At 63.0% G+C, this 23639-nt stretch carries 31 protein-coding genes; 10 read left to right on the forward strand and 21 right to left on the reverse strand.

Annotated elements, in window-relative coordinates; genetic code table 11:
- On the reverse strand, positions 1–237 hold a 237-nt coding region (locus G410_RS0100015), incomplete at its 3' end, for an IS5 family transposase (protein WP_022671605.1).
- A gap of 770 nt (positions 238–1007) precedes the next feature.
- Between G410_RS0100015 and G410_RS17205 the strand changes: the two genes are divergently transcribed.
- The 3 genes from G410_RS17205 to G410_RS0100035 are packed head-to-tail and all read left to right on the forward strand — an operon-like array spanning position 1008 to position 3142.
- On the forward strand, positions 1008–2078 hold the full coding sequence (locus G410_RS17205; RefSeq protein ID WP_156851804.1) for a hypothetical protein: 1071 nt from the start codon (positions 1008–1010) through the stop codon (positions 2076–2078).
- 33 nt (positions 2079–2111) lie between these two features.
- A complete protein-coding gene (locus tag G410_RS0100030) occupies positions 2112–2540 on the forward strand; it encodes a COG3650 family protein (RefSeq protein ID WP_022671608.1) in 429 nt (142 codons plus the stop codon).
- Positions 2537–3142 (forward strand): DUF427 domain-containing protein, encoded by a 606-nt coding sequence (locus tag G410_RS0100035; protein ID WP_022671609.1) that lies wholly within the window; start codon positions 2537–2539, stop codon positions 3140–3142. Before G410_RS0100030 ends, G410_RS0100035 begins: the two co-directional genes overlap by 4 nt.
- Before the next feature lie 75 nt (positions 3143–3217).
- On the opposite strand, the gene G410_RS0100040 is transcribed toward G410_RS0100035, so the two are convergent.
- From G410_RS0100040 to G410_RS18355, 4 genes are all read right to left on the reverse strand, one after another.
- Positions 3218–3802: a fasciclin domain-containing protein gene (locus G410_RS0100040; RefSeq protein ID WP_022671610.1), complete on the reverse strand. Its 585-nt coding sequence runs from the start codon at positions 3800–3802 to the stop codon at positions 3218–3220.
- Positions 3803–3881: 79 nt separating this feature from the next.
- Positions 3882–4346: a YaiI/YqxD family protein gene (locus G410_RS0100045; RefSeq protein WP_022671611.1), complete on the reverse strand. Its 465-nt coding sequence runs from the start codon at positions 4344–4346 to the stop codon at positions 3882–3884.
- Position 4347: 1 nt separating this feature from the next.
- Positions 4348–4797, reverse strand: coding sequence for a DoxX family protein (locus G410_RS0100050; RefSeq protein ID WP_022671612.1), 450 nt, complete (start codon positions 4795–4797; stop codon positions 4348–4350).
- An 84-nt stretch (positions 4798–4881) separates the two neighbouring features.
- On the reverse strand, positions 4882–5013 hold the full coding sequence (locus tag G410_RS18355; protein ID WP_022671613.1) for a hypothetical protein: 132 nt from the start codon (positions 5011–5013) through the stop codon (positions 4882–4884).
- Between the two features lie 161 nt (positions 5014–5174).
- Between G410_RS18355 and G410_RS14960 the strand changes: the two genes are divergently transcribed.
- From G410_RS14960 to G410_RS0100070, 3 genes are all read left to right on the forward strand, one after another.
- Positions 5175–5945 carry a phosphatase PAP2 family protein gene (locus G410_RS14960; protein ID WP_022671614.1) on the forward strand — a complete coding sequence of 257 codons (771 nt, stop codon included), beginning with the start codon at positions 5175–5177 and terminating at the stop codon, positions 5943–5945.
- Between the two features lie 134 nt (positions 5946–6079).
- Positions 6080–6343: an SWIB/MDM2 domain-containing protein gene (locus tag G410_RS0100065; RefSeq protein WP_022671615.1), complete on the forward strand. Its 264-nt coding sequence runs from the start codon at positions 6080–6082 to the stop codon at positions 6341–6343.
- A 42-nt stretch (positions 6344–6385) separates the two neighbouring features.
- The gene (locus tag G410_RS0100070) at positions 6386–6826 is read left to right on the forward strand and encodes a GFA family protein (protein WP_022671616.1); all 441 of its coding nucleotides are present in this window, start codon (positions 6386–6388) and stop codon (positions 6824–6826) included.
- Here G410_RS0100070 and G410_RS0100075 read toward each other — a convergent pair.
- Entirely contained in the window at positions 6823–7431 is a 609-nt protein-coding gene (locus G410_RS0100075) for a hypothetical protein (protein WP_022671617.1), read from the reverse strand. The genes G410_RS0100070 and G410_RS0100075 overlap by 4 nt on opposite strands.
- A 242-nt stretch (positions 7432–7673) precedes the next feature.
- Here G410_RS0100075 and G410_RS0100080 point away from each other — a divergent pair, with 242 nt between their 5' ends.
- From G410_RS0100080 to G410_RS14965, 3 genes are all read left to right on the forward strand, one after another.
- The gene (locus tag G410_RS0100080; protein WP_022671618.1) at positions 7674–7880 is read left to right on the forward strand and encodes a cold-shock protein; all 207 of its coding nucleotides are present in this window, start codon (positions 7674–7676) and stop codon (positions 7878–7880) included.
- A gap of 56 nt (positions 7881–7936) precedes the next feature.
- Positions 7937–8140 (forward strand): hypothetical protein, encoded by a 204-nt coding sequence (locus G410_RS0100085; protein WP_022671619.1) that lies wholly within the window; start codon positions 7937–7939, stop codon positions 8138–8140.
- Positions 8141–8383: 243 nt separating this feature from the next.
- Positions 8384–8782 carry a tetratricopeptide repeat protein gene (locus G410_RS14965; protein ID WP_156851805.1) on the forward strand — a complete coding sequence of 133 codons (399 nt, stop codon included), beginning with the start codon at positions 8384–8386 and terminating at the stop codon, positions 8780–8782.
- A gap of 67 nt (positions 8783–8849) precedes the next feature.
- On the opposite strand, the gene G410_RS0100095 is transcribed toward G410_RS14965, so the two are convergent.
- From G410_RS0100095 to G410_RS0100110, 4 genes are read right to left on the reverse strand one after another with little or no spacing between them, the layout of a single operon-like run.
- Entirely contained in the window at positions 8850–9464 is a 615-nt protein-coding gene (locus G410_RS0100095; RefSeq protein WP_028970861.1) for a glutathione S-transferase, read from the reverse strand.
- Positions 9454–10413 (reverse strand): oxygen-dependent tRNA uridine(34) hydroxylase TrhO, encoded by a 960-nt coding sequence (gene trhO / locus G410_RS0100100; protein WP_022671622.1) that lies wholly within the window; start codon positions 10411–10413, stop codon positions 9454–9456. Before trhO ends, G410_RS0100095 begins: the two co-directional genes overlap by 11 nt.
- Positions 10414–10434: 21 nt before the next feature.
- Positions 10435–11205, reverse strand: a complete 771-nt coding sequence (locus tag G410_RS0100105) for a molybdopterin-dependent oxidoreductase (RefSeq protein WP_022671623.1) — start codon at positions 11203–11205, stop codon at positions 10435–10437.
- Positions 11202–11951: a cytochrome b/b6 domain-containing protein gene (locus tag G410_RS0100110; RefSeq protein WP_022671624.1), complete on the reverse strand. Its 750-nt coding sequence runs from the start codon at positions 11949–11951 to the stop codon at positions 11202–11204. The genes G410_RS0100105 and G410_RS0100110 overlap by 4 nt, the downstream gene beginning before the upstream one ends.
- Before the next feature lie 198 nt (positions 11952–12149).
- On the opposite strand from G410_RS0100110, the gene G410_RS0100115 reads away from it, so the two are divergent.
- The gene (locus G410_RS0100115; RefSeq protein ID WP_022671625.1) at positions 12150–13448 is read left to right on the forward strand and encodes a sugar MFS transporter; all 1299 of its coding nucleotides are present in this window, start codon (positions 12150–12152) and stop codon (positions 13446–13448) included.
- 23 nt (positions 13449–13471) lie between these two features.
- Here the strand turns inward: G410_RS0100115 and G410_RS0100120 are convergent, their stop codons facing one another.
- The 11 genes from G410_RS0100120 to G410_RS0100175 all read right to left on the reverse strand — a co-directional run bounded on the left by G410_RS0100120 (position 13472) and on the right by G410_RS0100175 (position 23626).
- The gene (locus G410_RS0100120) at positions 13472–14878 is read right to left on the reverse strand and encodes a mechanosensitive ion channel family protein (RefSeq protein WP_028970863.1); all 1407 of its coding nucleotides are present in this window, start codon (positions 14876–14878) and stop codon (positions 13472–13474) included.
- A gap of 182 nt (positions 14879–15060) precedes the next feature.
- On the reverse strand, positions 15061–15396 hold the full coding sequence (locus G410_RS14970; RefSeq protein ID WP_211214982.1) for a hypothetical protein: 336 nt from the start codon (positions 15394–15396) through the stop codon (positions 15061–15063).
- A gap of 5 nt (positions 15397–15401) precedes the next feature.
- Positions 15402–16409: a response regulator gene (locus G410_RS0100135; protein ID WP_022671629.1), complete on the reverse strand. Its 1008-nt coding sequence runs from the start codon at positions 16407–16409 to the stop codon at positions 15402–15404.
- 3 nt (positions 16410–16412) lie between these two features.
- Entirely contained in the window at positions 16413–16862 is a 450-nt protein-coding gene (locus tag G410_RS0100140) for a chemotaxis protein CheW (protein ID WP_022671630.1), read from the reverse strand.
- 17 nt (positions 16863–16879) lie between these two features.
- Positions 16880–17242 carry a response regulator gene (locus G410_RS0100145; RefSeq protein WP_022671631.1) on the reverse strand — a complete coding sequence of 121 codons (363 nt, stop codon included), beginning with the start codon at positions 17240–17242 and terminating at the stop codon, positions 16880–16882.
- Positions 17243–17263: 21 nt separating this feature from the next.
- Positions 17264–17821, reverse strand: a complete 558-nt coding sequence (locus G410_RS0100150; protein ID WP_022671632.1) for a chemotaxis protein CheD — start codon at positions 17819–17821, stop codon at positions 17264–17266.
- On the reverse strand, positions 17818–18837 hold the full coding sequence (locus G410_RS0100155; protein ID WP_022671633.1) for a protein-glutamate methylesterase/protein-glutamine glutaminase: 1020 nt from the start codon (positions 18835–18837) through the stop codon (positions 17818–17820). Before G410_RS0100155 ends, G410_RS0100150 begins: the two co-directional genes overlap by 4 nt.
- Entirely contained in the window at positions 18834–19700 is an 867-nt protein-coding gene (locus G410_RS0100160; RefSeq protein WP_022671634.1) for a CheR family methyltransferase, read from the reverse strand. Before G410_RS0100160 ends, G410_RS0100155 begins: the two co-directional genes overlap by 4 nt.
- The gene (locus G410_RS0100165; RefSeq protein ID WP_022671635.1) at positions 19697–21880 is read right to left on the reverse strand and encodes a chemotaxis protein CheA; all 2184 of its coding nucleotides are present in this window, start codon (positions 21878–21880) and stop codon (positions 19697–19699) included. The genes G410_RS0100160 and G410_RS0100165 overlap by 4 nt, the downstream gene beginning before the upstream one ends.
- Before the next feature lie 15 nt (positions 21881–21895).
- A complete protein-coding gene (locus G410_RS0100170; RefSeq protein WP_022671636.1) occupies positions 21896–22162 on the reverse strand; it encodes an STAS domain-containing protein in 267 nt (88 codons plus the stop codon).
- Between the two features lie 42 nt (positions 22163–22204).
- Positions 22205–23626: a methyl-accepting chemotaxis protein gene (locus G410_RS0100175; RefSeq protein ID WP_022671637.1), complete on the reverse strand. Its 1422-nt coding sequence runs from the start codon at positions 23624–23626 to the stop codon at positions 22205–22207.
- Between the last annotated feature and the right edge of the window lie 13 nt (positions 23627–23639).

Below are 23639 nucleotides of genomic sequence, written 5' to 3' on the forward strand. Positions count from 1 at the left end.
GTCATTGAGGGCATCGAGCACCAACTCCCACAGCCCTAACAAGGTCCAGCGCCGAAACTGGCGATAGACGCTCGACCACTTGCCGAACTCTTCAGGCAGATCACGCCAGGCAGCACCAGTGCGAGCAATCCAGAAAATGCCATCCAGAACAAGCCGGTGGTTGGAGGCAGGCCGACCGCCTTGCCCACGCACCGCCATCAAAAAGGGTTCAAAGAATGCCCACTCCGCATCCTCCATCAGCAACCGCGCCAAGATAACCTCCGCAAAAGCTATCTTGAATCACAACTCAGCCCGTTTGTGAATCCAGTTTGTCAACAGGGCCTAGTCTCCCCCAGCACAGATTTCAGCAATGTGACATCAGAGAGTATATTCCGGGCGACCGTCAACATAAAATTAACGTAGAAGCATTGATGCGTTTAGCGCTCTTGCGAACTGGCTCACTCCCAAGGCCCCGTCGTTACCGGTTTCCATACATCGCATGCACCGGAACTATTTGGGGCCGAGTTCCAAGGTGGGCGAGCAGCCTTTTTGCGGAAAGTCTTCCAGACGGCTCGGCTGCTGAGGGCGTTGCGGTGGCTGCAGGCGCAGGTCCGCTCGATATCGAAGCGGTGGCGGACGAAATCGGACAGGGTTCTGATGCGCTTGCTACCCTTGCGGATCGCCATGAACGAAGCGGAAAATAAGTAGGACAGTGGTTTTGTCGGCGCCGGGGTGATCGCTGGGGCGGGTGTGGCGGTTTTTGTTTCGCGCGAAGACGCAAAGGCGCGAAGGGGTTGGGTTTCGGGGCGGCCTTGCGGGTTGATCGGACCTTTCGATATTGCTGCCCCGGCCTTGCCAGGGCGGGCCTTTTTTGAACCCTCCCGCTGTCCGCACACCGCCTGAATGCGGGCGCACCCTCTTCGCGCCTTCGCGTCCTCGCGCGAATCCCCCCCCATCTGTAGGAAATCCCCAACAGCGCCAACAACTTGACGCTGTCCTACATCGGTTGGATTGTGGCAGACATGGTCATGACAGACCAATCCAACATGCCCGCCCCGCCGCTCGCCGAGCCTGCGGAACATCACAATCCAGACCATATCGCGGCCATGGCGCGCGGGATCGATCCGGTGCCGGTGCGCACACGGCTCGATGGCTGGACGCCGGAGCGACAGCGCGATTTCATCGCGGCGCTGGCGGCGTGCGGGGTGGTGGCCGAGGCGGCGGCGCGGGTGGGGATGAGCGCCCGCAGCGCATACAAGCTGCGCGCCCGCCCCGGTGCCCGCAGCTTTCGCGAGGCATGGGAGGTGGCGGTGGACAGCGCGATGGAGCGGCTGGCCGATGCCGTCTTCGCGCGCGCGCTGCACGGCGTCTCTCGCCCCATTTTCTATCAGGGCGAACAGGTGGGCGAGCGCCGCCATTATGACGAGCGGCTGGCGATGTTTTTGCTCAGCCGCCGCGCGCCGGACCGGTTCGGCTGCTGGATCGACCGGCGCGAGGTGCGCTGCGACGCGGACGAGCATGGCGCCGCGCTGGCCGAGGCGCTGGACCGGGTGACAGCGGATGCACTGGCGCAGGACGCGGCCGAAGCGCGGGCGATGGCCGGTGATGCCCCGGACCGGGCCGCGGCTGCGACCGCGGGCGCGGGTCCGGGTCCGGCTGTGGCGGGCGAAGCGGCGGGCGATCCGCCATATGATCCGCCATGCGATCCAGAAGAGGATGTGGACGATCTCGGCACATGGTGGCTGGAGGAGGGCGAGGATGAGGGTGATGCCGCCGTGCCCGAACGCCCGCCGCTCCCGCGCCCGGCCTATTATACCGATCGGCAGGTTGAGGAACGGCGCGAAATCCGCGAGCGCGTGCCCACGGCGGAGGAAGTCGACGCGCAGCTGGAGCGCAAGCTGGAAGCCTATGCCCGTGCGCAGCGGATGGCCGCCGAGCGCAGGGCTGCGCGGGACCAGGCGGCAGGCGACCAGAGCGAATCCGCGCCGACATATCGCGACCAATGCGAACTTCCGGACGGGGCGGATGGCTGGCCGGGTAGGTCGTGCGGCGGCGGGGCGTCCGGCAGCGCGCCTGCTGCTTGGGCCGCTCCGGGCTAGGCGCGGCGGCGGGGTGGGTATAGTCTGGGCGGCATGACCCGATTGTTCGCTCTGCTCGCCCCGTTGTTCCTGCTGGCCGCCTGCCAGAATGGCATGGCGGGGTCGCAAGAGGAGGATGTGCGGCCCTTCGCCGGGATCGATGCGGCGGAGACGGTGCGCTTTTCCGGCACCGAGCCCTTCTGGGGCGGCGAAGTGACGGCCAGCCAGCTGCGCTACACCACGCCGGACGATCCGGACGGGGCGGCGATAGCGGTGGACCGGTTTGCGGGGCGCAACGGCGTGTCGTGGATCGGCACGCTGGACGGGGCGGACTTCGTGCTGGCGGTGACGCCGGAGCAGTGCCGCGACGGCATGTCGGACCGGACCTATCCCTATGCCGCGCTGCTGAAGATCGGCGCGGACCAGCGGGAGGGCTGCGCCTGGACGGACGCACAACCGTTCACCGGGCCGGACGCGCCATGAGCGGCGGTATGAAGGGCTTGGCGGACAATTTGCCGGAGAAGGCGGCGCTGCTGCGGCGGGTGAAGGCGTCGCGCGGCGGCTGGAACCCGGATTTCCGCCCGCCCGGTCTGGAGCCGACGGGGCCGGGCGAGGAATCGGTATGGGACTATCCGCGCCCGCCGCTGATGGCGCCCGCCCCCGCGCCGATCCGCGTGCTGCATGGCGACAGGCTGGTGGCCGCCAGCGATCGGGCGGTGGAGGTGAAGGAGACGGCGGGCGCGCCGGTGCCCTATGTGCGCCCCGCCGATGTGCGGACCGACTGGCTGGTGCCCAATGGGCGCCTGTCCGTCTGCGAGTGGAAAGGCGTGGCGGTCGGTTTCGATCTGGTGGTGCCCGGCGCAGCGCCGGTGGCGGACGCGGCCTGGTGCTATCCCGATCCGTTCGACGATCTGGCCGAGGGCTATGCGGGGCTTGCCGGCTGGTTCGCCTTCTATCCCGGCAAGCTGGCATGCTTTGTGGGGGAGGAACGGGCGCGGCCGCAGCCCGGCGGCTTTTACGGCGGCTGGGTGACCGACCGGATCAAGGGGCCGATCAAGGGCGCGCCAGGGTCCCAGGGCTGGTGAAGGAACGAAGGAGGGCATGAAAAAGGCCCGCGGGGCGAACCCGCGAGCCTTGATAATTCAAATGGGATCAGCCGATCAGGACGGCATCAGCACCGTGTCAATCGCGTGGATCACGCCATTGGTGGCGGGCACGTCCGTCGCGGTGACGGTGGAGGTGTTGCCGGCCGCATCGGTCAGCGTCACGGTGCCGCCATCGGCCTTGGCCGTGAGCATCTCGCCATTGACCGTGGTCAGCTCTGCGGTGCCGCCATTATCGGCGATCATCTTGGTCAGCGCCGCGGCATCCACATTGCCGGACACGACATGATAGGTCAGGATACCAGCCAGCTTTTCCTTGTTGGCCGGTTCCATCAAGCTGCCGAGCGTGGCGGAATCGACCTTTTCAAAGGCCGCGTTGGTCGGCGCGAACACGGTGAAGGGGCCGGGGCCGCTCAGCGTTTCGCCAAGACCGGCGGCGGTGACGGCCGAGACGAGGGTAGAAAACTGCGGATCGCTCTGGGCGACTTCGACGATGGTGCCGGCGGCTTCCGGCGTGGCCATGCTGTCCATGTCGGTCGTGGCCATATCGGCGGTTTCGGTGTCGGTCGTGGCTTCCTGCGCACAGGCGCCGGTCATGCCCACAAGAAGGGCAGCGGCAGAAATCTGGATGAGGCTTTTCATGCGATAGTCTCCATTTATAATCTATGTAGGAAACAGGTGGGCTTATCCTTTGTTCCAACAAGCGACAGAATATCGCGGATTACATCTTCGGGCTGCGCGCAATCCGTACCAGTTCGCGGTCCAGCGCCTGCAGGAAATTGGATCGGTCTGCCTTGCTGAACGGGGCAGGGCCGCCGGTTATGCCGTCGGCCCCGGCGCGCAGGTCCGCCATGATGGCGCGGGTGGCGATGGCGGGGCCGATCGATGCGCTGGTGAACGGTTTGCCGGTGGGGGCCAGCACGGTGGCGCCGGCTTTCAGGCAGCGATCCGCCAGCAGTATATCGGCGGTAATGACGATGCTGCGCGGCGCGGCCTGCTCGGCAATCCAGTCGTCCGCCGCGTCGAAGCCGTCGGAGACGACCACCCGTTCGATCAGGGGATGGTCCGGCACGCGCAAATGGCTATTTGCCACGATGCGCACCGGTACCTCGTGGCGCCAGGCCACGCGGTAGATCTCGTCCTTCACCGGGCAGGCATCGGCGTCCACCAGGATCATCGCAGACATTTCAGCGCCTCCTGCCGAAGGGCCAGTCGATCACGCCGCCGACCCACAGCGCGAGCCAGATGAGCACCGGCTGCAGCAGCATGCGCGGCGCATGATAGGTCCAGCCAAGCATGGGTTCGGGGGAGGACATGTCGATCACCATATGGTGGATATTCGCCGGAAACACGCAGACGGCATAGAGCGCCAGGCCGATGCCGGCGGCGCGGCGGAGTGGGCGGGAAAGTGGCTGCAGCAGGCCCGCCGCGCCCAGCAGTTCGGCCACGCCGGTCAGCGCAATGACGGCGTGCGGGGCTGGAACCCAGGCCGGTGTAATCGACAGAAAGGGTGCAGGGGACAGGATGTGCAGCACGCCGGCGGCCAGATAGGCCATGGCCAGCAGCCAGCGCCAGATGGTCCGCGCACGACTTTCCGGCGCCCTGGCGGATTGTGTGGAAGCAAGGGACTTGGGCAAGATGGCGGCACTCCAGCAAAGGTCTTGCCCTGCTTTGCGCAGCGCCGCGCGCCAGGCAAGGGGCCCGGCACGCGATCGAGTGGATCAGTCGTTCTTCATATTGTCGAGGCCGCGCACCACGCCGGACTTCAGCGATGGCTGGGAGGCGTTGGTTTTCTTCTTTTCCGCCTTGGGTTTGCGAATTTCCTTGCTGGATTTCTTCTGGCTCTTGGCCATGCCTGGTTCCGATCGGGGCGGGATGCCCTGGCGAGAGCCTACACTGGATCAAGGCCGGCAGCGTCATGAAATACGGAAGTTGGAGAGGCGGGGGCGCTCACCGCCTGGAAAAGCCGCGCGATAGCGGGGAAGCTCTTTGCCGCCTGCTGCGTTGGGCGGGCATGCCGAATTTGATCGACCATATTGCGCACCGTAGATCCGCAGGAGGCGCATGGTCGGCAAAGCCTGCCAAGGCGCGCTGGCTTGCCGCCGGGATAGGCCTGCTGCTCATCGGCACGCTGTTTGTAGCGATCTTAGGTCATGCCATCGCCGACGGGGCCAATTTCGCGTTCGACCGGGCGATACTGCTGATGATGCGCGAGGGCGCCGGCCAGGGTGCTCCCATGGTGCCCGAAGGCCCTGCCTGGCTGCAAAAGGCGATGATCGCCATCACGGCGATGGGCAGCGGCACCATATTGACGCTTGTCGTTTTGGCCAGCGCCGGGTTTCTGCTGGTGCAGCGCCATCTGCTCACCGCCGCGCTGGTGGTGATCGGCGGTTCGACCGGCCCGGTCGCTGTCGCCATCGCCAAAGCTGTTTTCGGCCGGGTGCGGCCTGATGTCATCAACCATCTGGTGGAGGAAGGATCGGCCAGCTTCCCGAGCGGCCACGCCGCCAACAGCGCGGCGGTGTATCTCACCTTGGCGCTGGTGCTGGTACAGATCGTGGAGCGCAGGCGTGAGCGCACCTATATCATTGCCGTGGCGGCGGCGCTGGTTTTGGCGATCGGGTGCAGCCGGGTCTATCTTGGCGTGCATTGGCCCAGTGACGTGCTCGCAGGCTGGACCTTCGGGGCGCTCTGGGCTGCTGGCTGGTGGGCGATCGCGCATTGGTTGCGGGCCCGTTTTGCCCCGGATCATGGAATCGGCGTGACGCCGGACCAATCCGCTTGATCGCGCTTTGCCACGCTCCGCCCTTGATTTTCCGGGCAAAGGCGTGAACGCTCGAACCTCCCCCCATTTGGGGAAAGGATTTCTCGCCGTGCAAACGGCAGTCCGTAGACAGGCATAATAAAGGAAAGCGCAGCATGGCTGACAAAAAACCCGCAAAATCGAATGCGCTGCAGCGCGAGGTGACGGTGACACCCGAACTGGCCGATATCACCGGTGAAGGCCCGCTGACGCGCGCTTCGGTGACCAGCAAGGTCTGGGATTACATCAAGAAGCATGATCTGCAGGCTGCAGACGACAAGCGCCAGATCGAGCCTGACGACAAGCTGGGCAAGGTGATCGGCAAGGAGCGGATCTCGATGTTCAAGATGACCGCCGCGATCTCCAAGCACATCAAATAAGATAAGGGGCGCTTCGGCGCCCCTTTTTTTCGGTTCCCAAATATGGCGCAAGGCAAGACCGAACCTGTCGATAGGATGCTGCGCAGGGGGCAGTGCCTGTGCGGCGCGACCAGCTATCATGTCCTCGGTGCGCTCGACGAGGCAGCGATTTGTCATTGCACCATGTGCCGCCGCGCAACTGGATCTGCGCTCAACGTCGCTGTGCCCGTGACGACCGATCGCGTGGAATGGACGGGGCGTGAAAAGCTGACGGAGTTCGAGAGCAGCCCCGGCAAGATGCGCGCCTTCTGCGGTGGGTGCGGCGCGGCCGTTTACAGCCGGCGCACGGACAAGCCGCACAGCATCCGGCTACGCATCGGACTGCTCGAGCAGATGGATGAAATCACCGACCTCTATCACATCTACTGGGCCAGCCGGATTGGCTGGATCGACCGTTTCGACGCGCTGCCGAAGAACGACGGCGAGGAGCCGGGCCGCGACTAGCCGCCCTCGGCCCCCCACGCTGCGGGCGGCGCGGCAATACGGTCGCTATAGTCGAACGTCACAGTGAAGCCTTGCTGCTCGCCGACATCGGGGACGGTCAGCGTTGCCGCTGCACTTCCCATATCGATGATGAGCGGCGTATCCGCACCAGCGATGGCGAAGCGCTGCTGCGTGGTGCTGCTGTCACCGTCGCTCGTGGCGGTCGTGCCATTCAACGCTCCCGGTGTGCCATCTTCGGCCTGTTTTGCGATATTCAGCGTCAGACCATTATCGGCGCGCATCAGGCTAAAGCGACGAGAACGATCCCAGACTTCCTCCGAGGGGCTGACCTGCAACGGGCCGATATTGGCGTGCAACGCCATGGTGACAGGGCCGCCGGCCGCGCAATCGCCGATGGACAGCACCAGTTCCTTGCCAGCGAGCTGCGCGTTGCCGCCGGCCACGCTGCCGCGGAAAGCGCGGCCACATTTGCTTTCCACATTCTGCATGAAAGCCGTCTGCGGACCGGTTGCAGCCTGCTCTCTGGCGGCGCTGTCATCGGCCGTGCCGCATCCTGCCAGTGCCAGACAAGCCGCCGTTCCGGCCGCGATCAGTGCTTTGCGCATATCCTCATCCCTTCCCCTGTGCTAAGCGGAGATCATGGCATAATCTGCTGCGCTTCCCAAGGATGTAGATAGCTGCTATACCGCACCCGCTATCGTCGCCCACCGACGGAACTTGGCGTCTTGGCGCGTGCGCAAGCATCTGCCGCTACACTGCTTTCCTTCCAGAATCGACTTCCGGCGAATGAGGCGCCGCAACACGTGCGGCGTCGGCCAAATATGTTTCTGTACGAAAGGAAACGCATATGCCTACCGGCACCGTAAAATTCTTCAATTCCGACAAGGGCTATGGCTTCATCCAGCCCGAAGACGGCGGCGAAGACAGCTTCGTTCACATCAGCGCCGTTCAGGCTGCTGGCATGGACACCCTGCAGAAAGAGCAGCGCGTGAGCTACGAAATCGAGCAGGGCCGCAATGGCAAGAAATCTGCCGTGAACCTGCAGTCTGCCTGAATCCATTCGGATTTGACGTATGATTGATTAACCGAGGCCCGTTCGAGAGCAAAGCAATGCAAAAAGAAGCGAAGTTTTTTCTCGAGCGGGCCGAGGCCGATGCTGCCCTCGCGGCTTCCACCAGTCTGGACAATGTGCGCGACCGTGCGTTGCGCAGCGAAAAGGCCTGGCGTGCCATGGCTGACCGGGCTGAGCGGACAGCCGTGGAACGCAAGACGCGGGAAGCCGAAGCGGAAGAACGGCGCATCGCCGCCGCCTGACACGGCGGAAGACCAGGAGTTAGACTCTGTTTTAACCGTGAGGCGTTTGGCCAGCTGGCCGGACATGTCATGCTCGTAGCGTTGCTGCGGGCATTTTTTGTGCCGAAAGCGCGCGATCAACATGCCGTCCGGAAACCACATTGTAAAATCAGCAGTTTAGCTCGAAAGCTACAGTTCAGTGACAAAATGCTTGCGCTGATGTGACATGGCTGTCATTCTTCTGTCATAAAGAAACAGGAGAAGATGATGTTGCTGCCCCTATTGCTAGCTGGCTCGATTTCCATCCTGCCGCCGACGGGCGCGGCGACGGCAAACGACAGCCTCGAAATCAATTACGATCAAGAGCAGCTTGGTTTTGCCGCCATGCAGGCTGGCGATACGATGACGGCAATCCAGCAGTTGGAACGGGCATCGGCGGAGCTTCCCGATGACCCGGGGCGCCTCATCAATCTCGGCACGGCCTACGCACGTATGGGGCGTCTTATCGATGCGCGCGCTGCCTTCAGCCGCGCCGCTGCATCCCGCACCCATTTCGATCTGATTTTGGCTGATGGCAGCGTGGTCGACAGCCGCCGGGCAGCATCCTATGCGCTACGGAAACTCGACGACCGACCAAGCCTCATGATCGCAAGCGGTAACTGACTGCCCTGACGATCCGTTTCTGGCGATCTGGAAAATCTGGATAAGACCAGCATGACGCGCCTGTCGATCAATCCGGATCGACGGCGCGCCATTGTTTGTGCTTGATCATGATCGCGGAAAATAGCTCGGATCCGATCAGGCGCTGAAGCCAGTCCTGCACATTGGGCAGAGCCTGCCGGGCAAACCAGTCCCGATCCGTTGCCGCAAACTGCCGCACGAACGGAAAAATCGCGATGTCGGTCAGCCGTCTATGCGCGCCACCAAGATAGGCAGCGCTTTCCAGCCGTTCCTCCAGCCTCTGCAGCAAGGCCAGACCCTCGGCCCGGTGTTCTTTTGGATCGCTGTCATGGCGGGTGTCATATTTGTAGCGATCGAGATGATGTTTGAACGGGCCATCATTGGCCGCGATCAGCGTCGCATCGTCGCCATCCAGCCACTGTTCCGGATCGTTGGAACGCAGCGCCCAGTGCATGATGCCCAGGCTTTCCTCGATTACCGTGCCATCTGAAAGAACCAGCACCGGCACCGTCGCTTTGGGCGATGCTTCGCGCAGTTCGGGCGGTTTGTCGCGAAGCACCACTTCGCGATGTTCATAGTCCGCGCCGCTGACGCGCAGCGCCATGCGCGCGCGCATGGCATAGGGGCAGCGCCGGAAGCTGTAGAGGACAGGCCTATCCGTCATCACGGCCGCCCGGCTGTTTCGCGCCGACATGCGGTTCGCCGCGGGCCGCCGCCAGCGCAGCCTGCCGGTGCCGTTCCGCATAGCGCGCGCGCTGGTCATCGCTGCGGCTTTCATGGCAGGCGGGGCAGCTGACGCCGCGTTCGAACTTCGGGTCTGCGCGTTCGGCATCGCCCACCGGCATGCGGCAAGCGCGGCACAGTTCATGATCGCCCGGCGTCAGGCCGTGGCCCACGCTCACCCGTTCATCGAACACGAAACACTGGCCATCCCAGCGGCTTTCCGCCTGCGGCACCTGCTCAAGATAGGACAGGATGCCGCCTTCCAAATGATAGACCTCGTCCAGGCCCTGCTGCTTCAGATAGGCGGTGGATTTCTCGCATCGGATGCCGCCGGTGCAGAACATGGCGATCCGGGGCGCCCGATCACCTGCGGTCAATGCATCGCGATTATCCTCGAACCATTGCGGGAAATCGCGAAAGCTCTTGGTGCGCGGATCTATGGCCCCCCGAAAGCTGCCGATCGCCACCTCATAATCATTGCGCGTATCGATCAGGATCGTGTCCGGATCGTCGACCAGAGCGTTCCATTCCGCGGGCGGCACATAGCGCCCCACCGCACCGACCGGATCGATATCCGGCTGTCCCATGGTCACGATCTCTTTCTTGATCCGAACCTTCATTCTGTAAAAAGGCATGGCCGCGGCGCGCGAATCCTTGGTCGACAGATCGGCGCAGCCGGGCAGCGCGCGAATATGCCGCAGCACCGTTTCGATGCCATCGTCGGTCCCGGCGATCGTCCCGTTGATCCCCTCAGGTGCCAGCAGCAGCGTGCCTTTCACCGCGGCATCGCGGCAGCATTGCTCCAGCGCCGCACGCAAGCCGGCAAGATCGCCAAACGGCGTGAACTTGTAAAGCGCGGCAACGCGGATCGGCATATCGTCTTGAGTCATGGTGGCAGTCTCGGTTCAGGTTCAGATGCCGGCATACCATGCATAATTGGCGACATCTTCCCAATATCCGCCCTTGCCCTGGCCAATGTCCTCCAGACTTGCCACCGCCTCGATAGCCTGCAGATATTTGGCCTGCTTATAGCCCAACTGTGTTTCCACCCGCAGGCGCAGCGGCGCGCCATTGCGCACGGGCAGCGGTTCCTCGTTCAGCCGATGCGCGATGATCGTTTGGGGATGGCGTGCATCGATCATGTCGATGCTCTCATAATAGGGAATGCCGCCGCCCATCACATCAGCGCAGCGGAACACGATATAGCGCGCGTCCCGGCGGATCCCCGCCTGATCGAGCAGCATGTGCAGCGGCACGCCTGTCCAGGTGCCGATGGCGCTCCAGCCTTCCACGCAGTCATGCCTTGTGGTCTGCGTGCGCTGGGGCATCGCGCGCAGCTGATCGAGCGTCCAGCGGCCGGGGCGATCGAACAGGCCGCGCGCTTCCAGCGTCCAACCGGCAAAATCGCTGGCGATGGCGGCTTGATAGGCCGGATTGTCCGGCGCCTGCGTTCCATTGCCCCGAAAGAAGGGGGATCGTTCCGATATCGGAAATTCGCGGGCCAGGGCAGCGCGGCTGCCAAGCGACCGGTGCACCGCAAAGTTGAGATCGGTGGCCGAGCGCAGAACGCCGCGAAACGCCTCATTTTCATTCAGCATGTCGCAGCCGGATAAGAACAGGCCCGATCCGACGGCGGCTGTCGAACCGAGCAGCTTGCGGCGGGTAATCGGCTGATCGCTCATGCGCGTTCCTCCACCGGTTTCCGGCCACCGCTGATCATGCCGCGGAGCTGCATAAGGGGGCGTGTCAGCAGCACGAGCGCGACGTGCACCAGAAAAAACGCGAAGAGCGACCAGGCGAAGATGAAGTGCAGCGATCGTGCGCTCTGCCGCCCGCCGAACACGTCCAGCAGCCATGTCCAGTTCGCATCCATCGCCGGAGACATGGCGATGCCGGTAAAGATCATGCCGGGGATGAGAATGAAGATGGTGAGGATATAGCTGATCTTCTGCAGCCAGTTATATCCCTTGCGGGGGGTCTCACCGACAAATTCGAAACGCGCATGGCGCGCGAGATCACGCTTGATGTTCTGCGCCGCCCATTCGCTTTTGCGGATATGCAGATCGCGCTGGACATGGCGGTTGATGAGCGAGGCGATCATGAAGGCGAGCAGGGTAAAGGCCAAAAGGCTGGCAAAGAAGAAATGCCACAGACGCGCATCGGCCAGGCTGTAATAGCCGGGGATGGTCGCCCAGTGCGGAAACCGTTCGAGCACCAGCCAGGGCTGATCATAATTGGCGCCATAGCTTCCCCAATATAACATGGGGTGGGCGTTGAAGATATTGAGGCCGCTCATGAACAGGATGGCCAGGCTGAGCACGGTCAGCCAATGCCAAAGCCGGGTGGTCCATGCATGCTTGACGCGCATGGCCGCAGGCGGGGGCTGCTGATCCGCCGAAGCGGGGGGATGGATCTCGGTTCGGCTCATCTATTCAGCCCTTGCTTTAGCAGGCGTGTCTGCAAGCTGCCAGCGTTGAGGTGGGGCATGTGCGACCGCCACAGCGTGCCCGCCGGCACCGCGCATGTCATACGTCGCGCGGCTTGCCTTGGACGCGATATGTCTGTTCCTTTTGCGCCAATGGCGTGGCAGACAGCTCAAAACCATAACATTTGCAGAGGAAGCGTCATGGCTCTGGCCCCCGATGTATCGTCGAGTACCGATCCGCACAAAATCGAAAAGCCAGGCGAGCATATTCACGCACCGGGCCTGCAGGGTTTCGTTTTCGCGCTGTTCCTGATCTTCGGTGGCATCACGTCGCTCAACGATGTGATCATTCCCAAGCTCAAAGAGCTGTTCACGCTCAATTTCACGCAGGCCATGCTGGTGCAGTTCTGCTTTTTCACGGCGTATCTGGTGATCGGCATTCCCGGCGCGAAGCTGGTTAAGCGGATCGGCTATATGCGCGGCGCCGTGGCCGGTCTGCTCACCATGCTGGCAGGCTGCCTGCTGTTCATTCCAGCATCGCAGACCGCCACTTATGCGTTGTTCCTGTTCGCGCTGTTCGTGCTGGCAAGCGGTGTGGTGATCGTGCAGGTGGTCGCCAATCCCCTGATCTCGCTGCTTGGCCCGGCCAAGACATCGCATAGCCGCCTGACCTTTGCGCAGGCGTTCAATTCCCTTGGCACCACCATCTTCCCCATCATCGGCGCTGCCTTGATCCTCGGCAGTCTCGCCGATCTCAGTGCGTCCGAACTTACGGGGCCGGAGCTCAGCGCCTACCGTACGGCGGAAAGCCAGGCGATCGTCGGTGGATATCTGGCGATTGCGGTGATGCTTGCCATCGTCGCCGCCGTGGTGTGGATGTTCCGTAACAAGCTGGAGGGCGAAAAGCATGAGCCCAGCTCCGGCCTCGGCGGGCTCGATCTGCTCAAGCGCAAGCGGTTCGGTTTCGGCGCGCTATGCATCTTCCTTTATGTTGGCGCGGAAGTTTCGATCGGTTCGCTCATCGTCAGCTATCTGGAGCTGCCCGGCGTCATGGCGCTGAGCCAGGCGAAGGCCGGTTCGATGATCGCGCTTTATTGGGGCGGGGCAATGATCGGGCGGTTCATCGGCTCGGCCGTTCTGCGGATCCTGAGCCCCGGCAAGGTTCTGGCATTCGTTGCGCTGGGCGCCATCACGCTGCTGCTGATTTCCACCAACACCACCGGCGCGGTGTCCGGATACAGCCTGCTGGCGATCGGCCTGATGAACGCCATCATGTTCCCGACCATCTTCAGCCTGGCCTGCGAAAAACTCGGCAGCCGGGCGGCAGACGGCTCGGGCATCATCAATGTGGCGATCTTCGGCGGCGCGGTTGTTCCGCTGCTGACCGGGGTCGTCGCCGATGTGGGCGGGAGCCTGTATCTGGCGCTGATTATTCCCGCGATCTGCTACGGCATCATCGCGTCCTTCGGATGGTATGCGCGCCGGCCTGCCGTCGCCTGACCGTCATGTGCAGGCCGTCCCGGTCACTCGATCGGGCGGTCGTGATCCAGCATGTCTTCTTCCTGGCTGTGCTGGCGTTCCTGCTGCACCTTTTCGCCGATCTCGTCGTCCGCCGATACATCTTCGTGGACGTCTGGGTCGGCGGGGTCTGGCAAGGTCTTCTTGTCCATGGCAGCGCTGCCATCACCGGCTGAACCGGGCTTGGTGTTGCGGGCAATCTCCAGCGGGCTGCCGCTGTCGAAACGCAGGCGATAGATTGGCTCGGGCAGACCGAACCCCTGTTCTTCCAGCGTGATCTTCACCGCGCGGATGGCGGCGCTGCGTGCCTTGAACCAGTCCGTCTGGGTCTGATCGATCCAGCCCAGGAACCGCAGCATGATGTTGCTGTCGCCCACTTCCTCAAGCCGTCCATTGGGGGCGGGATCGGCAAGCACGAAGGGCAGGGACTTCAGCCGGTCGATACCGGACGTGATCGCCTTGCCGGGGTCATCATCGGCATCCACGCCCAGAACGAAGTCGAAACGGCGTTCCGGATTGCGGGTGAAGTTCAGGATTTCGGCCATGAACACGGTGTTGTTCGGGATACGTAGATGGTTGCCGTCCAGCGTCATCAATATGGTGGCGCGGCTGGTGAGACGAATGACGCGGCCTTCGCGATCCCCGATCACCACATGGTCATTGGCGCGGAATGGCTGGCGGATGGAGAGCATCAGCGAACTGACATAATTGTCGACCGTGTCCTTCACCGCGAAACCGATGGCGAGCCCGACCACACCGGCGGAACCGAGGATCGCGCCCAGCAGCGTGGTTGCCCCCAACAGATCGAGCGCGATGATCAGGCCGATGAGGATGACCACCAGCCGAACGGTGGTGGCGATCAGATCGGCCAGAAAGCTGTTGGGGGAAATGCGTTTCCACAACGGTTTGGCACGGGCCAGCGCGCTTCCAGCAAACCAGAACAGGGCAATGATGACGAGCGCGATCGCCAGCAGCGGCAACAGCTGGACGATTTGCTGCACACGCGCCGTCAGCCGCTCCATCACCGGTGCCACGCTTTGCGACACATCTCCGTTGCGCGTGATGTTGTTCTGCACCGCCACCACGCCAGTGACGCGCAGGGCAATCTGGCGGGCGCGGTCGATATCCGAAGCCTCGCTCACTGCGCCAGACAAGGTCACCACGCCGGATTCCACCGACACCCTGGTCGGCTCCAGCCCGTCCAGTTCGCTATAGATGGCGCGCAGCCTGCTGGTGATGGCCTGGTCCTGATCGGCAGATTCGCTGATCGAGATCGCGCTGCTGCTGTCGGGACTTTCAGGCTCGGATGCGGGGGCCGACGATCCGCCGCCAAGGCCGGGCAGGGCCTGCGCGCCCAGCGGCGCGGCGGCCAGACACCAAAGCAGCGCGATGGCGGTCAAGATGGTTTTCATGCGTCTGCTTCCCGTGGCCGAAACTGGCGCGCAGCCGCGATCGGCGCTGCGGGCTATCCGGCGCACGGTATCGCGCACGGATGCCGCGGGCAAATGATTGATTTAGGACGGATTGGCCGTTGCGGCAGCGGCGCAGAGGCTCGCCAGATGATGCGCCAAGGCTCCGCCCTGGCTGCCGGTGCTCAATCCGCTTCGGGCGCGGTCTCGGTCTCGGTTGCGGGCGCGGCACCGGGCGATGTCGCCGCGCGCAGCCGCGCTGCCATGCCTTCCAGCGTCACCAGCGCGATCCGCTCCTCGGTAGAGGCGTCAGAACGAAGCATCTCGGCTACCGCGATCTGCATCTGCGTGATGTTGTCGATCGACTGCAGGCTGGCCATGTGTCGGCGCAGCGTCTCCGGGTGGCTGCCAAGATCATAGGCCAGATCGGCCAGGATCTGGGTCATGCGCAGCAGCTCGTCGGCCAGCGCGAGGTTCAGCGGATCGACCTGCTGGCTATCCTGCTCCTGTAAATGCGACATCATGTTCATTTGGACAGCAATCCGATCAGTGTTTTTCCAAGGTCTTCGGCCTTCACCGGCTGCGAGGCATAGCCGCGCTCCATGGTAAAACCGCCGTCGCTGCTTGGCAGCAGGCAGTGGCCGCGCACCCCGGCAATGGCGTTGGCCGCGCCTTTGCCGTCTTCATTATCGGACAGCAGGAGCAGACCGACCACATCCACCGTGGCGGCCTTGGCCGAGGATGCAAACAGCAGCGAGATCGAGGGGCGTTCGCCCGCCACGGGATCGCGCGGCAACAGCTTCAGTTTGCCGTCCGGCCACGCCGTCACCACGAGATGCGCCTCGCCCTGCGGGGCGAAATAGATCGTGCCCTTTTCGATCGCCATGTCGTCTTCGGCCACGACCACGCGCGGCGCGACCTGTGCGTCCATCTTTTCCGCCATGCCCTTGACCACGCCGGGTTCCAGATGCTGCACCACGATCATCGGCGGACAATCGGCCGGCAGCTGCCCGAACAGGCTGAACATGGACGATGTGCAGGAAGCGTCCGCGCCGATCACGGTCAGACGGCCGTTCCAGTCGATCGCGGCGCCGCCGCCCGAAGGGCCAGCCTCGCCGCCCGGTACGGGCATGCGGGCATTCTTTGCGGTCGCGATCGTCTTGCCCAGCTTGCCGATGATCGCATCCAGCTCCGCCGGGGCTGCCACCTTGGGTTTGGGAAGACAATCGACGGCACCAAGCCGCAGAGCCTCCACGGAATCGGCTGCGCCGTCGGTGGTCCGGGTGGAGAACATGATCACCGGCATGGGATCATTTTCCATGATCTCGGCCAGATATTCGATCCCGCTCATGCCGGGCATTTCGATATCGAGCGTCATCACATGAGGACGGTGTGTTTTCACCATCTCGCGCGCCTCGGCTGCGCCATTGGCCAGCCCCACTACCTCCACATCCTTGACGCGCTCCAGCGCACCGCAAAGCAGCGCGCGCATCGTCATGGAATCGTCAACAACAAGAACCTTGGTCTTTGACATGTCTTACTCCTGCGCGAGTGCCGCAACCGATGGCACGCCATCCACCAGCCGCTCTAGTGAGAGAACGAGGATGAGCCGTTCGTCGATCGTGGCCAGGCCATCCAGGAAATTGGAGGCCACGGAATCGCCCATGTCCGGCAGGGGCTGCATGGCATCGGGACTGACCGTCACGATGTCGTTCACGGCATCGACGATGATGCCCTGCATCTGTTCGCCGATCTGGACCACGATGATCACGTGCCGCGCCGTGGGATCGGTCTCACCCCAGCCGAGGCGATGGCGCAGATCCAGGATCGGCAGCACGGATCCGCGCAAATTGACCACACCGCGCACATAGTCCGGTACGTTCGGCAGCGGCGTGGCCGGTGCCCAGGCCCGGATTTCGCGGATTGCCATGATGTCGATTCCCAGCACCTGATCGCTCAGCTGGAATGTGATAAGTTGACGGCCCATCTGTTTATCCCTTCAAATCAATGCAGAACGCGGCGAATGGCCGTGGCCAGCTTTTCCGGATCGAACGGCTTGGTGATCCAGCCGGTCGCTCCGGCGGCGCGCGCGCGCTGCTTCTTCTCGTCCGAACTTTCCGTGGTGAGCACCAGAATGGGCAGCGTCCGCTCCCCTTCGCCGCGCACACGTTCGATCAGGCCAAACCCGTCGAGGCGAGGCATGTTGATATCCGTGATCATCAGATCGGGCTTACCATGGGACAGGACTTCCAATGCATCGATGCCGTCCTCGGCTTCGGACACCTCATAGCCGAGGTCGCACAGCGCTGCCCGAAGCAGCATCCGCATGCTCGGCGAGTCATCGACGGTAAGAATGGATTTGGACATTTCAGGCTCCTTGCCGAGAATTCAAAATAGTTCGACGTCGCCGGTGGATACGGGCGGCATGATGGGGGTGGATTTCTTAACTGGCGGCGCCATGGCGGCGGTGTTCTGCACCGACCGGCAGCGCGCCAGACCAAGCGCTGCACGAAACTGGACGCGGCGTGCGCAATTATCGCCGACATCTTCGCCGACCAGAGGAATGCCCTCCGCCCGCAGGAATTGCCGCGCAAAGGCTATATTCTCGCCGCCGATATCGCGGAAGCTGCTGCGCATCGTGGCACCGCCATAGATCCGCGCCTTCATCCGTTTGCGCATCGCCCCTTGCGCCATCATGTTGTTGATCAGCAACTCCATCGCATACACGCCGTAGCGTTGCAGCGACGCGCTATCGGTCGCGGTGCCGCTGGCGAGGAGATAGTGGTTGATGCCGCCCACCTTGGCGACCGGATCGAACAGGCAAGCGGCCACGCAGCTGCCCAGCACGGTAACCAGCACGACTTCGGGATCGCTCGAAACGCGCGTCTCCCCCTGGGCCACGGTGACATTGCGAAAACCAGCGCTGGGTTTGGCCATCATGTTCATGCTGCACACGCCTTCATGATTTCTCCTCCCATTCGGGACAACGGAATTTCCTTTTCGACGCCGCCCAGCTTGTAGGCTTGCGCCGACATGCCATAGACGACGCAACTGGCCTTATCCTGGCCGAGCGTCTTGGCACCTGCGTCACGCATGGCTTTCAGGCCAAGTGCACCATCGCTGCCCATGCCGGTCATGATGGCACCCACGGCGGCGCTTCCGGCCACACGCGCCACCGAATGGAACAATTGATCGACCGAGGGGCAGTGGCCGCTGACGCGATTTCCAGAGGCTACCCGGCAATATAATTTGCCAGGTACGCCGCCGAGCTCGAGGTGGGTCGGGCCTCCCGGTGCCAGATAGACCGTGCCCTGTTGCAGCGGCGCGCCGGGACGTGCCTCGACCACCTTGGGCTTGGAATGCCTATCGAGCCGGGCGGCAAAGCTGGATGTGAACGCGTCGAGCATATGCTGCACGACGAGGGTGGGCGGGCAATTTTCCGGAAAGGTGCTGAGCAGGTGCAAAAGCGCCTCGACCCCGCCGGTGGATGCGCCGATGGCGATAATCGCATCGGCGCGGGGTTTGACGGCCAGCACATGTGCCGCCGCCTTGGGCAGGGCAGCATGGGCCGAGCGCTTGCCATGCTTGGCCGCCGCTTTCACGGTGGTTGCCAGCGTGGCGCTTTCCGGGCTGGAAAGAATGGATTTGTTCACGCATTCGAACGCGCCCAGCGCCAGCGCATTCACGCTGGCTGTGGCTCCGGCGGCCGTCAGCGTGGACAGCATGACGACCGGCATCGGGCGCAAACGCATCAGGCGTTCCAGAAAGTCGAGCCCGTCGATCCCCGGCATTTCCACATCAAGGGTAACCACATCGGGATTGAGCGATTTGATCAGCTCCCGCGCGGCATAGGCATCCGCAGCGGTGCCCACCACTTCGATATCCGGATCCTTTTTCAGCAGGTTGGACACCGCAGCGCGCATCGCCAGCGAATCGTCCACGATCAGGACGCGCACGGTCATGCCGCGATCTTCCGAAAGGCGGTGCGGCCGATCATTTCGAAGCGCTTGGCCACCGGGCCTTCCAGCCGTTCGGAATGGCCGATATACATCATACCGCCCGTCACCAGCTGGTCGGCTAGGCGGGATTGCAGACGCTCTTTGCTGGGGCCATCGAAATAGATCATCACATTGCGGCAGCAGATGGCATCGAACTGCCCACGCATCGGCCAGTCGTTGAGCAAATTGAGCGGCAGGAACGAAATGGCGGCGCGCAAGGCTGGGTCGACGACCAGGCTCTGTTCGTCCTTCCGGGTCCATGTACGGCGCAGCTCGTGCGGCACGGTCTCCATGGTTTGCGCCGGATAGATGCCGGTGCGTGCCGTGGCCAGCACGGTTGGCGAGAGATCTGTGGCCAGCATTTTGAAGTTTTGCTTCAACAAGCGTGCTGCTTCATCACGCTTGCTGCCGAGCGCGGACATCAACCAGGTATAGGGCTCTTCACCGCTCGAGCATGCGGCGGACCACAGGCGCACCTTGCCGCCCTTGGTCAGGCGCTGGGCCAGACCCGGCCAGACTTCTGCCGTGAAATGATCGAAATGATGGCTTTCGCGAAAGAAACTGGTGTGATTGGTGGTGAGCGCATCGATCGCGCGTTCGCGTTCCGCTGCGTCCTGATCGATCAGCTTGAGATATTCCGCCACCGATTTCAGGCCGCGCTCGCGCACGCGCGGGGCCAGACGGCCATAGACCATCTGCGTCTTGCTGTCCGGCAGCAGAATGCCGGCGGTCGAATAAGCGATTTTCGCGATGATACGGTGATCGTCCATCGTGAAATCGAACTCGCGCCTGCCGGGCGGCATCTGCATGGCGGTGGCAGCGCTCACGCGGCCATCTCCAGCGTCTGCGCGGGCGCTGCGCCGGCAAAACGGCGCGCGGTCAACATGTCGACGTCAAGGATCAGGGCTACCTGCCCGTCGCCCAGGATGGTGGCACCCGCAAGCCCGTTGATGGCGCGGTAATTCGCCTCCAGGCTCTTGACCACCACCTGTCTCTGGTCCTCGATGGAATCGACCATCAACGCGGCCAGTCCATGGTCTCCATCGACCACGATCAGCACCGCCTCACGCGGGTTGGTTTCCGCATTATCGATATTCAGCTGACTGGCGATCCGGTGCAAGGGGACATAGGAGCCGCGCACGTCCAGCATGGCCGCGCCATCGCCCAGTTCGCTCACATTATGCTCGTTCGGTCGCAGGCTTTCCACGATATGGCTGAGCGGAATGACATAGGTCTGTTTGCCCACGGTCACGATCATGCCGTCCAGAACGGCCAGCGTCAGCGGCAGGCTGAGCGAAAAGCTCGATCCGACTCCCTCGCGGGACTGAATGCCGATACGGCCGCCCAAGGCCTGAATATTGCGTCGCACCACGTCCATGCCGACCCCGCGACCGGACACGCTCGACACCTGCTCCGCCGTGGAGAAGCCAGGTGCAAAAATCAGATTGTCGATCTCTTCATCGCTCATTGCCGCATCGGGCTGAATGATGCCGCGCTCGACGGCCCGTTCCCGGACGCGCTTGCGGTTGATGCCGCCGCCATCGTCCGACACCGTGATGACGATGCGGCCGGAATGGTGCGCGGCGGACAGTTTGACGACGCCCTCTTCAGGCTTGCCGGCGGCCACCCGTCGTTCCGTGCTTTCCAACCCGTGATCGACGGCGTTGCGGATAAGATGGGTCAGCGGTTCGCCGATGCGCTCGACGACCGTTTTGTCGACTTCGGTCATCTCGCCCTCGACCTCCAGGCGCACACGCTTGCCGGTTTCGCCTTCAAGCTCGCGGATGATGCGCGGCACGCGGCTGAACACGGTGTTCATCGGCTGGGCGCGGATCGCCATAGTGGATTCCTGCAGATCGCGCGTCAGCAGATCGAGGTCGCCAAGCTCCGGAATGCCGGCCAGATCATGGTCGGAAAGCTGCTGCGCCAGCATGGCCTGGGTAATGACCAACTCGCCGACCAGATTGACCAGCTTGTCCAGCTTGTCGAGATCGACCCGAATGGTCTGGTTGGCGGCCACCAACTTAGTGGGCTTGGCCGGCGCGCTTTTGGCCGGCTCGCTTTTCGGCGGTGTCGGCGCAGTTGGGGCGCTGTCGATCTCGGCTTCCGGTGCGGAAGCGGGCTGGCTGGCGCTTGGCTGCGGCTTGTCGTCTGACTCTTGCGCTGCCGGGTGCGATTCCGCGGTCGGCAGGTCTTCTTCCTGCGCTGACGGCGCATCTGCGCCACGCGTCAGTTCCAGCGTATAGCCATCGGTGAATTCGAAGACCGAGCGAATATCGTCTTCCTCAACGGATTCCGGTACGCTGATCGTCCACGTCAGATAGCTGCATTCCGCATCGAGAGAGGCCAGTGGCGGCAGATCGTCGAGATCGACTTGCTGCGTCGTTGCGCCGAGACGCGCCAGTTCGCGCAGCAGAAGAAGCGGTTCCGATCCATTGTCGAAGGCATTGCGGGCCGGGCGCACGCGCAGATTCCAGTCGGCCGGTGCCGTTTCGGCCACAGGCTCGGGCGCTTCGGCAGGACCGCCCAGCATGGCCATCAGGTCGTCAAACCCGTCATCCCCTGCTGGCGCTGCTTGTGCTTCGGGCACAGCGATGTCGGCCGGTTCGGCGGCGTCTGCGGCATTCTGGTCCACAACCGCAGCCTGCTTCAGCCGTTCGAGCATGTCGACATCGGCCGGGGCCTCTTCCGTGTCCCGCGCCGCTGCCACATGGTCGGCAAGCATGTCGAACGCTGCCAAAATGGTGTCCAGCAATGGCTGGTCCAGAGTCAGCGTCTCGTTGCGCACCAGATCGAGCAGCGTTTCATATTCATGCGTATAGGCTTGCAGGCGTTCGTGGCCGAATGCGCCCGCGCCGCCCTTGATCGAATGAACGCAGCGGAAGATGGTGTTGATAGTCTCCGGGTCGTGGCTTTCGTCACGGATGGTGGCGAACGCCTGCTCCATGCCGGCCAGGCCTTCTTCGCATTCCTGAAAGAAAAGGATTTGAATTTCATCTGTATTCACGGTCCGTATCCTTTTCTATGCGGGCTGCAGCAGCAGATCGAGACCGGCAAGTTGCGCCATGCCGGTCAGGGCATCGCTGGGATCCTCGATACGGAAAACCAGCTTTGCCTCTTTGGCGGCCTGTTGCGCAGAGACGAGAACCTGAAGACATGCCTGCCCAACCTGCTCGACATCCCCGCCATTGAGCAGCACGGATTCACCGCGATCGATGGTGTTTTTGAGGTTCGTTCGCAGCGTGCCAGCGGCAAGCGTGTCGAGAGAGGCTGGTAAGATAATAGGCATGAAATACAGGTCCTGTAGTGCCGAAAACGAAGGGTCAGTGGATCAGAATTCCGACCAGTCATCGTCGGCCAGCGCCGCATTGCCGACGCTGCGCGCAGCGGGCGCGGGCCGGGAAAGCTGACGGGCGGCATTGGCGGCGCGGGCCTGCAGCTGATGGACAGGGGGCGACTGCGCCGCACGTGATCCCCGTCCGCCGATGGTAAAGCGCGACACCTGCTGTGCCAGTGCATTGGCTTCTTCGGAAAGGCTGCGGGCGGCGGCGGTGGCCTGCTCAACCATGGCGGCGTTCTGCTGGGTCACGCCATCCATTTCGGAGACGGCGGTGTTGACCTGCTGCAGACCATTGGCTTGCTGTTCGGCAGAGTCCGCAATGGTGGCGAACATGGTGCTGAGTTCACCGACACCAGCGATGATGCGCTGCAACGACTTGCCCGTCTCACTGACCAGCTCGACGCCAGCATCGACCTGCTGGGACGAGGCCATGATCTTCGATTTGACGTCCTTCGCAGCGTCGGCAGAACGCTGTGCCAGTGCGCGCACTTCGGAGGCGACCACGGCAAATCCCTTGCCGGCGTCGCCAGCGCGTGCCGCTTCCACACCGGCGTTGAGCGCCAGCAAATTGGTCTGGAACGCGATCCCGTCGATGACCGAGATGATCTCGCTGATCTCGCTGGATGCCCGCTCGATCCCGTTCATCGCACTGACGGCGCGCTCGACGATCTTGCCCGATTCCTCGGCTTCGCTGCGGGTCTGGCCGACCAGCTTGTTGGCATTGCTGGCGCCTTCGGCAGCCTGGCGCACCGTAGAGGTGATCTCATCCATGGCGGCTGCGGTTTCTTCCAGGCTGGCTGCCTGCTGCTCCGTGCGCTGCGATAGATCATCGGATGCCTGGCGGATGTCGCCTGCGCCGTTATTGATGCCGGAGGCCGCATCCACCACGGCGGACATGACTTCAGACACGGATTCCAGCGCTTCGTTATAGTTGAGGCGCAGTTGCTCGTAATCGCTCGGGAACGCCTGATCGATGCGGAAGGTCAGATCGCTGGAGGCCAGTTTCTGCAGACCTTCGCCAAGCGCGCTGACAATCTGTTGCTGCGCTGCGGCGGCGGTGTTCACCTTCTCGCCATTGGCCCGGAACACGTCCATGGCGGTGGTCATCCGGCCCACGCAATCTTGATTTTCGGTGTGCATGATCGGGCTGGTCAGGTCACCAGCTGCAAGCCCTTCCATCCGTACGACCGTATCCACATAAGGGTCGCAGATCAGTTTCTTGGACACCAGAACAACGATGCTATGCGCCACCAGGCCGGCAACGGCGACGGCAAGCATGGTGCTGGCTGTCAGGCCGTCCGTCATGGCCATCAGGGCGGCAATGACAATGACGGCCGAGATGCCGGCATGAATAAATAGAAGCGCGTTGAACTTTGTTCGGATAGGTGCGTTTTTCTGAAACCAGTTGATCATTGCCTTAGCCTTT

The organism is Novosphingopyxis baekryungensis DSM 16222 (assembly GCF_000420305.1).
Lineage (GTDB): Bacteria > Pseudomonadota > Alphaproteobacteria > Sphingomonadales > Sphingomonadaceae > Novosphingopyxis > Novosphingopyxis baekryungensis.